This window comes from Ruegeria sp. HKCCD6647-2 (assembly GCF_057221075.1).
Genome location: NZ_JBWVBD010000017.1, coordinates 1 through 12393 on the forward strand (window position 1 = coordinate 1; position 12393 = coordinate 12393).

Annotated in this window: 10 protein-coding genes and 1 pseudogene; 7 read left to right on the plus strand and 4 right to left on the minus strand. The window is 54.5% G+C overall.

Annotated elements, in window-relative coordinates:
* Positions 1–23: 23 nt before the first annotated feature.
* Positions 24–398, minus strand: a complete 375-nt coding sequence (locus AC2TDJ_RS20920; RefSeq protein ID WP_480844617.1) for a MerR family transcriptional regulator — start codon at positions 396–398, stop codon at positions 24–26.
* A 550-nt stretch (positions 399–948) separates the two neighbouring features.
* Between AC2TDJ_RS20920 and AC2TDJ_RS20925 the strand changes: the two genes are divergently transcribed.
* From AC2TDJ_RS20925 to AC2TDJ_RS20945, 5 genes are all read left to right on the plus strand, one after another.
* The gene (locus tag AC2TDJ_RS20925; protein WP_480844618.1) at positions 949–2679 is read left to right on the plus strand and encodes a sensor histidine kinase; all 1731 of its coding nucleotides are present in this window, start codon (positions 949–951) and stop codon (positions 2677–2679) included.
* Positions 2676–4016 (plus strand): sigma-54-dependent transcriptional regulator, encoded by a 1341-nt coding sequence (locus AC2TDJ_RS20930; protein WP_480844619.1) that lies wholly within the window; start codon positions 2676–2678, stop codon positions 4014–4016. The genes AC2TDJ_RS20925 and AC2TDJ_RS20930 overlap by 4 nt, the downstream gene beginning before the upstream one ends.
* A gap of 125 nt (positions 4017–4141) precedes the next feature.
* A complete protein-coding gene (gene dctP / locus AC2TDJ_RS20935) occupies positions 4142–5152 on the plus strand; it encodes a TRAP transporter substrate-binding protein DctP (RefSeq protein ID WP_480844620.1) in 1011 nt (336 codons plus the stop codon).
* A 68-nt stretch (positions 5153–5220) separates the two neighbouring features.
* Positions 5221–5853 (plus strand): TRAP transporter small permease subunit, encoded by a 633-nt coding sequence (locus AC2TDJ_RS20940; protein WP_480844621.1) that lies wholly within the window; start codon positions 5221–5223, stop codon positions 5851–5853.
* An 11-nt stretch (positions 5854–5864) separates the two neighbouring features.
* Positions 5865–7265, plus strand: coding sequence for a TRAP transporter large permease (locus AC2TDJ_RS20945; protein WP_480770375.1), 1401 nt, complete (start codon positions 5865–5867; stop codon positions 7263–7265).
* A 130-nt stretch (positions 7266–7395) separates the two neighbouring features.
* On the opposite strand, the gene AC2TDJ_RS20950 is transcribed toward AC2TDJ_RS20945, so the two are convergent.
* The 3 genes from AC2TDJ_RS20950 to AC2TDJ_RS20960 all read right to left on the minus strand — a co-directional run bounded on the left by AC2TDJ_RS20950 (position 7396) and on the right by AC2TDJ_RS20960 (position 10511).
* Entirely contained in the window at positions 7396–9009 is a 1614-nt protein-coding gene (locus AC2TDJ_RS20950) for an arylsulfatase (protein WP_480844622.1), read from the minus strand.
* Positions 9010–9355: 346 nt separating this feature from the next.
* The gene (locus tag AC2TDJ_RS20955) at positions 9356–9745 is read right to left on the minus strand and encodes an ectoine synthase (RefSeq protein ID WP_480844623.1); all 390 of its coding nucleotides are present in this window, start codon (positions 9743–9745) and stop codon (positions 9356–9358) included.
* Between the two features lie 16 nt (positions 9746–9761).
* Entirely contained in the window at positions 9762–10511 is a 750-nt protein-coding gene (locus AC2TDJ_RS20960; RefSeq protein WP_480844624.1) for an SDR family oxidoreductase, read from the minus strand.
* Positions 10512–10629: 118 nt separating this feature from the next.
* Here AC2TDJ_RS20960 and AC2TDJ_RS20965 point away from each other — a divergent pair, with 118 nt between their 5' ends.
* On the plus strand, positions 10630–11508 hold the full coding sequence (locus AC2TDJ_RS20965) for a LysR substrate-binding domain-containing protein (protein WP_480844625.1): 879 nt from the start codon (positions 10630–10632) through the stop codon (positions 11506–11508).
* Positions 11509–12278: 770 nt separating this feature from the next.
* Positions 12279–12393: pseudogene (locus tag AC2TDJ_RS20970) on the plus strand (hypothetical protein); the annotation flags it as partial.

The following is a 12393-nucleotide window of genomic DNA, read 5'->3' on the forward strand; positions in this document are numbered from 1 at the left end:
AAACCCTCTCTTATCAAATCGACTCAAACTGCCCCATTGGTGCTGACGTCAGACATATCACAATTGGCCATAAGCTCACTCAAGGCGTGCTCCAGGCGTGTGAGTTCATCAATCTTGGTTCGAACGCTGGTAATGTGAGCCTCGGCCAATTCTTTCACTGACCGGCAGTCTTCAGCACTTCCTTCTGACAGCTCCAAAAGCGCCTTTGCTTCAGACAAAGGAAACCCCAGGTCGCGGCATTTCTTCAAAAATCGAAGTCTTCCCACATCGCTTGCTGAATAGAGCCGACGATTGTTCAGAGCTCGTGCGGGTCTTGGTACGATACCTTCGCGTTCGTAGTAGCGGATGGTTTCTATTCCGACCCCAGTTTGCCGGGAAGCCTCACCTATCGCAATCATGTGAAGTGCCTCCACCTGATCCTGTAGTTATTACAGGAGTTATACGCACTGAATGCCGGTGCCTCAACACAATCAGATCGAGTACCCAGGGAGCGAAAGATGAAGAAATATGTGATCCTCAGCTAAGCGGGTCGCAACCGCAGCATCCGAGAGAGATGATGACTGTCCGCATTGGCTCGTCCGCCAAAGTTTGCAAAGTCTGGTTTCTGCGCCTTCTGACGTTGTACTGCCGGGTTGCTGCTCGGCAGCGAATTGGAGCTATGTCCACAGAATGTGAGTTCGCTAGGGCCCCGAGTTCGCACTCGCGGCGAATGTCGGCAATGGCAGGCCGCGCTGCATTAATTTGAATGCCGCACAAATGGCAGCTCTGGGCAGACGTCTACTTGCGGAAAGCAAATAGTTGTTTCGTCAGGTTCGTTCATTGCTTAGCGTTCTCGAATTGATCGGTCATTCTTGTTTGGTCAGAACATCTAAATGTCGGATTAGAAGTCTTGGGATGGACGGCTAAATTCTACTGTGATCCTATGCTGTCGCAGTTCATGGGCATTCAATGCGATCAAAGTCGTATATTGTAGGTATTTTGGTAGCCATTGCCGCCAGCATTGGCCTTTATTTGGTTTCTTACCAATACTTCGTTTCGGAGGAGCTTTCGAAAGCTCAGGGCCGGCTCTCTCTCTACCAAAGCTCGGTGAACAGCGAACTCGAACGATTTTCCCACCTCACATATGTGCTGTCACAGGATTCCTTTGTAATTGGAACAGCCGAAGGACACGGCACCGGAGCTTTAAACCGACGCCTCGAGGATTTTGCGGAGCAGGCGGGGCTGGATGCGATCTACTTGATGGATAAAAACGGGATCACAATTTCCGCATCGAACTACCGCGACAATGGAAGCTTTGTTGGCCAGAACTACGCTTTCAGGCCGTATTTCCAAAGTGCCATTTCTGGTAAACAAGGCCGCTTCTATGCCATCGGAGCAACGACTGGTCTGCCAGGATACTTCATCGCCAACGCAGTACTTGACGACCGTGGAGCTTCGGCTGGTGTCATAGCGATAAAGATCGATTTCTCTGATCTTCAGGATAGTTGGAAAAACTCGGGCGAACAGGTTCTTTTGGCCAATGAAGACGGTGTCGTTCTGCTTTCTTCGAACTCGGATTGGCAATATCGCGCGTTGACGCCATTGTCAGCACCACAACAAGAACGGATTCGAGATGCCAGGCAGTTTCCGGGGCAAGACTTAGATGCGTTGGATTGGGTTGAGTTACCGGGGGATAAGGCCAGAATAGCAGGGACGAAGCGCCTGCATCTTGCGGCTACAGAATTACCCCATGGATGGTCGCTTCACTATTTTGCAAGTGACGACGAGGCCGTAGCGCGCAGTTGGCTTGTAACTGCAGTTTTTGTCCTTTTGGCGGGGGTCGCATTTATCTTCTTCCAGATACAACGCGCGAGACGCGTAGGTGCGGCCTTGGCGAGATCTGAAGAGGAAGAAGCAAAGCTGCGCGAGGCAAATGAACGGCTCGCCATCGAAATCGACGACCGCAAGACAGCCGAGCGGAGCCTCAAACGCACCCAAGGCGAGTTGGAGCGCGCAAGCCGACTGGCGGCTCTGGGGCAACTCTCCGCGTCGGTCACGCATGAACTGGGCCAGCCCATCGCTGCGATGCGCAATCATCTGGTGGCAGCAGAGATCTCGACTTCCGGTGAGACCAAGCTGCCGCAAAAAATCGGAAGCCTGGTTGACAGGATGGAAGGGATCACGCGCCAATTGCGGTTCTTCGCACGGTCAGAGAGTGAAGCGTTCGCCGACGTAGACTTATGCACTTCGGTCAATGCCGCTTTGGCTCTGGTTGCACCAAACATCGAGCAGGGTGGGGTGAAAATCTCAGTTGATGCGCCGACCAGTCCGGTCTTTATCCGGGGCAGTGCCCTGCGGATCGAACAGGTCATCACCAATCTTTTGCGCAATGCCATAGATGCAACGGATGAAGCGGATGCGCCGGAAATCCATATCGCTATCATGGCTTCTGGTGATGAGGCAGTGTTGGAAATTCAGGACAACGGTCACGGGTTGGGCGAGGCAACGCTGGCTGAGTTGCAAGAGCCATTTGTAACCACAAAAGAAAGCGGGCGAGGCATGGGCTTAGGATTGGCGATTTCCACCAGCATTGTCAAAGATCACGATGGCACAATGACGGCCCGAAACCGTGATGGCGGCGGAACAATTTTTCGAGTCATATTCCCGATAGCCTCGATGACTGAAGAAACGGACGAATGACCCAGCAGCAACCTTTCAAAGTTCTGGTCGTTGATGATGACAAATCGATGCGACAATCGCTTGTCGAGTTGCTCGAAGCCGCCGGCTGGACTGTTAGCACCCTGTCGCGCGCGACCCACGTGACGGAACATCTGGCCAACGCCTCGCCCGATGTCATTTTGTCTGATGTGCGTATGCCCGGCATGTCGGGACTTGAATTGCTGGCCAGCCTGGACAGGCATGTGGCGCCTCCGGTGGTGTTGATTTCGGCACATGGTGACATCCCGATGGCGGTTCAGGCTATACAGGACGGGGCGTATGGGTTCATCGAAAAGCCATATGAACCAAGGCGATTGCTTACGGTGCTGAGGCACGCGGCTGAACAAAACCGAATGCGAAGAAGCAATGCCCGTCTCAAAAACCGGCTGTTCAAACTGTCAGGGCTGGATCGCATCCTGCTGGGCCAAACAGACGCCATTACAGACTTGCGACAGGAAGTACTTGATCTTGCCGATACTTCGGTTGCGGTTTTGTTGCAGGGGGATACCGGGACCGGGAAAGAGCTTGTTGCCCATGCTTTACATGATTTGGGCCGCTCGCCGGAGGCACCGTTTCTGGCGCTGAATTGCGCCGCATTGTCGGCAGATACGTTTGAAGCAGAAATGTTCGGCGTCGCGGGTGAATCCGACGGAAGGCTTGTGGCGGCATCGGGTGGGACCTTGTTTCTGGATGAAATCTGCTCGTGCCCCCCAGCGGCGCAGGCCAAGCTATTAAGGGTCATCGAAGATCAGCAGGTCCTGCCGGTGGGGGCTGTGTCGCCGGTGCCGGTAAGTTTCAGGGTCGTGTCAGCAACCAACGAAGACGTTGTACTGGCCGCCGAGGAAGGCCGCCTTCGTCAGGACCTGTTGTTTCGATTGAATACTGTTGTCCTGTCCTTACCTCCACTACGTCAAAGACGGGATGATCTGGTTCTTTTGGCAACGCATTTCTTGAACGAATACGCGCAGGTTTATGAGATTGACGCGCCAGAACTCGATCAGGACGATTTGGCCGCTCTGCTTGCACATGATTGGCCCGGCAATGTGCGTGAATTGCGCCATGTCTGCGAACGGCGCATTTTGGCGGCCCGACGCGGAGGAGGGTCGATGGCGCAGGCTATCCACAGCGATCAACACTTAGACGATGTGCCGGATACGCTACGCGAAGCTGTTGCGGCTTTCGAACGCGAGCTCATCGGCAAAGCCATCAAGGCGCATAAAGGCCGCATGGATGCCGCCGCCGAAGCGCTAGGGATTGGCCGCCGGACGCTCAATGAAAAGATCGTCAAACTCGGTCTCGATAAAGAGGCGCTGTTGTAAGCGAAACCACTCTGCGGATATCCGCAGGGGAACAGTAATTTCTCGCGCGTTTTCCTTCATAGGCAGGCTGCTGCGCATCCTGAATACTCTGCCCAAACACATTGCGTGATCTGGGAGGAGCCAACATGCGCAAATATCTTAACCGAGCGGCCATTGCTGCCCTGTCGTTGACCGTTGCATCCGAAGCACTGGCTGTCGAATGGAACGTTTCCCTGTGGGGCAAGCGTCGTGCCTTTACCGAACACGTCGAGAAACTTGCCGAACTGGTGAACGAAAAAACGGGCGGTGAGTTCACACTCAACATCAGCTATGGCGGTCTGTCGAAGAACAAAGAAAATCTTGATGGGATTTCGATTGGTGCGTTTGAAATGGCCCAGTTCTGCGCTGGCTATCATCGCGACAAAAACCCCTCGATCACGGTTCTGGAACTGCCGTTTCTGGGTGTGACATCGCTGGACCAAGAGGTTGACCTGTCGATGGCTGTCTACCAACACCCGGCCGTTGTCGAGGATCTGGCCCGCTGGGATGCTACGCTCCTGATGCCGTCGCCGCTGCCGCAGTACAACCTTGTTGGCGTCGGTGAAGCACCTAAATCACTAACCGATTTCGAAGGTCTGAGCGTTCGGGCGACTGGCGGCATCGGTAAAGCGATGGAGACTGTTGGGGCAGTTCCGACCTCGATGTCTGCATCCGAAGTGCGTCAGGCAATGGATAGCGGCATCGTCAAAGCGGTCAGCTTTGCGCCACACGCGCATATGTCCTTTGGCACCATTGAAAATGGCACGTGGTGGACGACGAACCTCAATCCCGGCACCGTCAACTGCCCTGTCGTGGTGAACACGCTGGCACTGGAAGATCTGTCTGACGAACACCGCGAAGCTCTGCTGGGGTCTGTGGATGAGGCACTGGATCACTACGTGAGCCACTACCAGACCAAAACGATGGAAGCGTGGGGCCCTGAGCTGGATCAACGCGGCATCGAACGGGTCACTTTCAGCGATGAAGAAATTGCAGCGTTCAAAGAAGCCGCTGCCGCCCCCGCGGCCGAGGCCTGGATTGCAGAAAACACCGAGCGTGGCCTACCAGCACAAGAGCTTTATGACCTTGTGACTGGGAAGATCGCAAACGGCAGCTAATCCACTCACAACCCGGCGTCAGCTTGATTGGCGTCGGGTTCTTTCTTTCCTGACAGCGGAGTACAACGATGGCCGGGTCATCCCTGGCGCTGTCCGACGACAGCCGTCTCAGCATTCTCGATCAACGCCTCTACAAACTGGAAAGCTTTCTGGCTCTGATCAGCGGTCTTGCAGTTTTCTCGCTGATGGTCATGGCCGTAGTCTCCGTTGGTGGTCGGAATTTCGCCAATGCGCCACTTCCCGGTTATGTGGATTGGATCGAGCAGGCCATGCCTTTAATCGCCTTCATGGGGATTTCTTATGCGCAGCGTGATGGCGGCCACATACGAATGGACATGGTTGTTGGAGCGCTTAGAGGCCGGACGCTCTATATCGTTGAGTTCATTACAACCGCTGTCATTCTGGCGCTGATCGTCTTGCTGATCTGGGGGAGCTGGGCGCATTTCGCACGCAGCTTTGACTTTGGTGCTCCACTCTGGAGCCGCGACAGCTCCATCGACATAGGTATCCCGCTGTGGCCCGCAAAGCTGTTGGCCCCCGTTGCCTTTAGCGTGCTTTGCCTAAGGCTTGCTTTACAGCTCTGGGCCTACGGTCGCGCGATCCGGCACCCCGATCAGGCACCTATTGCCGTCCCGCTGATAGCTGACGCAGCCACTCAAGCTGCAATGGAAGCCGAGCACGTCTCGGGCCACGATAACTGAGGTTAAATCTGATGGAACCCATTGATATTGGTCTGATCGTCTCGGGTGGTATGCTTGTTCTTGTGGTGCTGGGGATGCGCGTGGCTTTCGCCGCTGCGACAGCTGGCATGGTTGGTCTGATCTGGATCTTCTGGGCCAAGTTTGGGTACGACCCGGCACGGTTCGGCAAGGCTGTGACTGTGGCCGTCAAAACAGCGGGGCAGGTGCCGCACTCCAAGATTTCAAGCCAGGCGTTGAGCCTTATCCCGACCTTCATCCTGATTGGTTACCTTGCCTACTACGCGGGCCTCACCAAAGCCCTGTTCGAAGCCGCGAAGCGTTGGCTGGCATGGGTTCCCGGCGGGCTGGCGGTTTCGACAGTCTTTGCGACCGCTGGGTTTGCGGCGGTATCCGGGGCCTCGGTCGCCACTTCCGCTGTGTTTGCGCGTATCGCCATCCCCGAGATGCTGAAGATCGGCTACGACAAGCGTTTTGCTGCAGGAGTCGTCGCTGCAGGCGGTACGCTCGCCTCGCTCATCCCGCCTTCGGCCATACTGGTCATCTACGCGATTATCGTCGAGCAGGACGTGGGCAAACTGCTATTGGCGGGATTCATCCCGGGTATGTTCTCGGCTGTGATTTATGGCTTGCTGATCATTGGCATGGCCGTCGTGATCAAAGGATTTGGTCCCGCAGTCACCGGATTTACATGGAAAGAACGTTTCCTCTCATTGCCGCCCGCATTGCCCATCGTGATTGTTGTCGTCACCATCATTTTCTTTGTCTACAACCCGTTCGGCGGCGATGCCTGGGGTACGCCAACCGAAGGCGGCGCAATTGGAGCATTTGTGGTGTTCCTGATGGCGCTGTATCAGGGCATGCGCTGGTCTGAACTCAAAGACGCCCTTTTGGAAACCGCCAAACTAAGCGTCATGATTTTCACGATCATCTGGGGCGTTTTGGTCTACGTTCGTTTTCTTGGTTTCGCCGAACTGCCAAGTGCATTCTCCGACTGGATTACCTCGCTTGAGATGTCTCCGATGCTAATCCTGATCTGTATTCTTCTGGCTTACGCTGTACTGGGCATGTTCATGGATGCGATAGGTATGCTGCTGCTGACGTTGCCGGTCGTATACCCCGCCGTCATGGCTTTGAATGGCGGTGAAGCCGTAAGCGCAGCCGAGAGTACCTTCGGTATGTCCGGGCCCATGTGTGCTATCTGGTTTGGCATTCTGGTTGTCAAAATGGCCGAGTTTTGCCTGATCACCCCACCTATCGGGCTGAATTGCTTTGTCGTGGCTGGCGTGCGTGATGACCTAAGCGTTCAGGATGTCTTTAAAGGTGTAACGCCTTTCTTTCTGGCGGATGCTGCAACAATCGCGATGCTCGTTGCCTTCCCCGCAATCGTTCTGTGGCTTCCCGGACAGGTTTGAATCACATGGGATGATTTTGGAGTGCAGTTTGCCGGTGCAGCTAAGGCCTGCATCAACAGCGGTGCAGAAGAATACATGACACTTGTTCAATGGCCGGTTTGGGCCGAAATAACCGAGATAAAGCTTTGGACTAGCCTTCAGCAGTCTCAATCTTCCAGGCGTCCAGTAACCTCGGAAGTGCAATCTCCCAATCCAAAACCCCGGTTTGGGCGGCCCATGATTGGTATTGACCTTTCAAATCTTCCTCAAGCTTGGAAGATGCACCAACCAGATTGTTCAACTCCGTACGATCCGCTTCCATATCGTATAGTTCCCAATCCTGCGAGAATCGACGCACCAGTTTGAACTGCCCAAGTCGAATTGCTGCGTTTCCTTCATGTTCGAAGAAGATCGGTTGCTCGCGTTCCCAGTCTTTTCCGCGGAGCAAGGAAAGCAGGGATTCACCCTGCATAGGCTGAATTTCGTGCCCTCCAACCGCCTCTTGATATGTGCTCCCTGTCGCTTCAAGGATGGTCGGCAGAATATCTACGACGTGACAGGCAGCATGGGTCGTGTCCCGGGCTTTAAACCCTTTGGGCCAATGCGCGACCAGTGGCGTTGATATCCCACCTTCGTGCACGTAATGCTTGAACAGCCGAAATGGTGCATTGGAAACGTTGGCCCAAGGTTTGTCATAGCTTTGATAGGTCAGTGCACTACCAGGCATAACGTCAGGGCGATTGCCCATATCGATCTTGCGACCGTCAGAGGTGGTATCTGGGAAGAACTTGCACCAACCATCTTCGGCCATGAACTCGGCACAACCGCCGTTGTCGGACAGAAACAAGATCAGCGTGTTGTCGAACCTGTCCATGCGTTTCAGCTCGGCGATCAGACGGCCAATGGACTGATCCATCCGGTCCACCATTGCGGCATACGTCGCCATTTTCCGGGCTTCCCAGTCAGTGTTTTTCTCTGTAGTCCACGGGTGAACCTGGTCATCGCGCGGTGAAATGTCCCAGTTGGTCTGGAACAGCCCCATGGCATTCATCGTCTCGTGCCGCGCAGTGCGAGTGGCGTCCCACCCGGCATTGTAGACTCCGTCATATCGGGCAATGTCTTCTTCATGCGCGTGAAGCGGCCAATGCGGGGCGGTGTGTGCCAAGTAGAGGAAAAACGGCTGATCATCGGACGTCTCTTCAATCATACCGATGGCTTTGTTGGTAATTGCGTCGGTGAAATAGAAATTGTCGGGGAATGTCTCGACCCGGCTATCGTCTTCCAACATGTAGTGAGGTGAAAAGAAATGCGTGACGCCATCGACGATGCCATAAAAGCGGTCAAACCCTCGTTGGCGCGGCGTCGGGTGTTCCAGATCGCCGACGCGCCAACTGTCGACCTCGCGAGCCATAAAATCCCCGGCCACATGCCACTTGCCGGACATCAGTGTTCGGTAGCCGTTGGCCCTAAGATGCTCTGCAATCGTGGCACTGTCATTGCGCAAGAACCCTTGATAAGCGGGCGTGCCAAGATTTGCCCCCATGTGACCAACGCCTGCATTGTGAGGATACAACCCCGTCAGTAACGACGCGCGGGTCGGGCAACATCTGGCGCAATTGTACATGGCCGACAACATGGTGCCATCCCGAGCGAGCGCATCAATGTTGGGTGTCTTGATTTCAGAACCCGTCACGCCGAGATCCGCAAATCCCAAGTCATCGGCGAGGATCAAAATGACGTTTGGCCGTTCGTTAACTTCTGGCATCGTTTGATCTCCGGCATTGCCTTTAAAAGCTTAGGGCTGCCCAAAGGCAATAACAACAATCTGTAAACACTTGCGCAGAAAGCGTCCGCTTGAGGGATCGCTCCTTAGTTGATGCAGATGCAAATCGGCTTTAGATTTCCCTCTCACAGAAAATGACCGCAAAGCGGGCTGTCACCGCAGCATTCGACCGAGGTGCCGATGGTCTGATATGGGATGGTGAGTGCCGGGCGACGGTTTCCCGCAGAAGCCCGATGCTGCGTCGCACCCGAAGTCCGGAAAGAGCCCATTTTTCCAGATGCTGCGCGGTGCATGATTGGCCGGTTTGCGAAAGTGGTCAAAGCGCTCATTAGGATGCAGCTGGTGCATAGCTTCCGTCTTCTCGGTGCACTTCGCGCCCGCTGAGCGGCGGATTGAATACGCAGACAAGCCGTAGATCTGCACCTGTAGCGCGAACTAAGTGTCGGTCGTGTTGATCCAATGCATAGAGGGTAAATGGTTCAAGAGTATACCAAGTTTCATCTTCTGACGCCCGGATCTGACCCTTGCCCTCGATACAATAACACGCCTCCAAATGGTGGGTGTATTCCAGCTCAAGCTCTGCGCCTTCTTTGATGACCGTGTCTGTTAACGAGAACCCCATGCCATCTGACGCGAGCAGCAGTCTTCTGCTATTCCATCCCGGCCCGGAAACGTCACGTCCTGTATCAAGGATTTCATTGAGTGATTTGACAATCATATTCCTCGCTTCCTTGCTACCTTACCGCGCGGTTCATCCCGCCGTCCGACAATATACTCTGGCCGTTGATGTACCGAGCCCCCTCGCTGGCGAGAAACACGCAAACGTGTCCAATTTCTTCGAATGTGGCTGTTCGCTGAGCTGGGATTTCCCGACGGGCCTGTTCGGATAGGTTCACGTTCTCGCAGAAGCCGGGGAGCAGATTGTTCATGCGTATATTATATCGAGCATATCGATCGCCGTAGAGTTTTGAGAAACTGTGCAACGCGCCGCGCAGCATGCTCATTGGGTAAGGGGCGCGGGGCTCAATTGTGTTCATGGACGAGATATTTACGAAGGCACCTCCACCCTGTTCCATCAGGATGGGCGTTACGATACGAGCAATCTTGACGACGTTAAGCACGTACATGTCCAGACTTTCGTGCCACAATGCGTCGCTAAGCTCTAAAAGAGGCCCATCAAAGTCGGGGTCGAATCCTACTGTCTTGATGGCTTCGGGCACTGTTCCACCGTGACCCATGTTGCTGACAATTGCATCAATCCGCCCGTATTTGCTCATGGTGTCATCGATCATCGCCTGCAGATCATCGACGTCCAGTACAGAGCCGCGACGGCCAATGCCCCCAAGCTCCTGCGCCAGTTCAACAGACCGGTTGGACGGGGACATCAGCGAAACTTTGTAGCCTGCCTTTGCCATCTCAATGGCACAGCCCCGTCCGATGCCTTGTCCCGTGCCTGTCATCACCGCGACTTTGACTTCGGGCATAGTGTTTCCTTTCTTGTGGTACAAAGGGTATGAGGTTTTTGGGAGTTAAGTCAGTGTAACTCTTTAAATTTGCAGCCGCCTATCGAGATTTTGGCGCGTTGCTGTTAGATTTTCTCACATGGCGGAAAACCTCAGACACCTTCGTGCCCTTCAGGCATTTGACGAAACCGCAACCCACTCTAGCCTGACTAAGGCAGCGGATGTGCTGAACGTCACACACGGTGCGATCAGTCGGCAGATCAAGCTGTTGGAATTGCACCTTGGCGTGCCACTCTTTCATCGCCGACCGAATGGCGTTGAACTGACCCAAGCCGGGGAACGTCTGCACCACTCAACGCGTGGGGCATTTTCCGCACTACAGTTGGGTGTATCGGAAGTGAGGCGCTTACATCGCCGCCAATCGATTACGGTGTCATTGTCCACGTCGCTGGCGCTCAAATGGCTTGTGCCTTTATTGAGTTCGTTTCAACAGGACCATCCCGGTATCGCATTGCTGCTGGACACAAATGACGCCTTTGCGGATTTTGATACATCCGAGGTCGATGTCGCCTTACGGTTCGGGGAACCTGCTTGGGACGGGCTCTATCATAAGCAAATAAGACAAGAGGAATTGATTGTCGTGGCCGCGCCGTCCCTTGTTGAGAAAGCACGGCGACCAATGCGCGCCGAGGACGTGGCCGATCTCCCCTTATTGCACGATGCCTACAATGTCGGGTGGGAAAGCTGGGCAGCGCAAGTCGGCTTAAATGGTGATCGGATCAACGCTCAGAGCGTCAAGTACGTGGACAGCGCTGTCTTGTTGGAGGCTGCAATTGACGGGCAAGGCGTGGCATTAGCAAGGCATCTTTTGGCGGAGAGGGATTTGAAACTTGGACGGTTGGTCCGGCTAGATGAAAGCCGTGTGCCGCTGGATCGTGGGCTCTATTTCGTTTGCCGACCCGGAGATCAAGAGCGGGTCACAGTGAGAATATTCAAGAAGTGGCTCATGTCGATTTGAGCTCCGATTCCGGTCGAAGCCCCGGGAAGCGGTCGTTGGTCAACGCTCTGCATATGTCGGCTTCGGTCCCGCTGACCGGACGCATGCAGGTGCAGAGTTCAAATGGTTCAGCTAAGGCAGTTTGGGGCTCTCCGGTCATTCGGGATCTCATAAACAAGCGGCTTTGCCGACCGCTGCTGACTGCCCCATATCAGCGCCATGACTACCTGACCCAACCGAATCCCCTTCGACCTCCACAAAGAACTTGAAGCCCGCCCAACAACGGACTGGGAAATAGCTCTGCGCGTCTGGGCAAAGGCCCACGGGCTGAAGCTCAAGATCCTGTGGTACCCACAGCTACAGCGCTCGATCGACGGCCTTCAACCGCGCCAGTACGCCGCCGAGCTGCAAGACTACTGGATGGCAATCAAGGAATGGTTGGAACGCAAGGACGTGCCAGCGACGGAGAAATTTCCCACTTGGCCGGAACCGGATTCGGTGCGGTATTAGGTTCGCTTGGGTTCAAATGACCATGACGCACTTCTTTTCAACGTGCGGATTGGGCGAAAAGTAAGGTATTTCAGCGGGTTGAATGGTGGGTGATGAGAGATTTGAACTCCTGACATCTTCGATGTGAAAAAAGATGCCCCCCACCAAGATATTGATGTTTCGCCAAAAGCGCACTTTTTATTGGGGACGTTCGCCAAGAATTCCGGATTTGTCCAACGTGTTTCAATTCACAGTATAAAAGCGCACTTCATTTATTGGGGACTACTTGATGCTGCGAATTGCCGCAGAAATACAGCGTTGGCATGAAAGAGATCTGGGAGATCGACCCGGCCAAGCACAAAGAAGGCACAGTCACCCACACCATGGGCTGGCCGCTGGGCAGCAACGCGGGTGGCG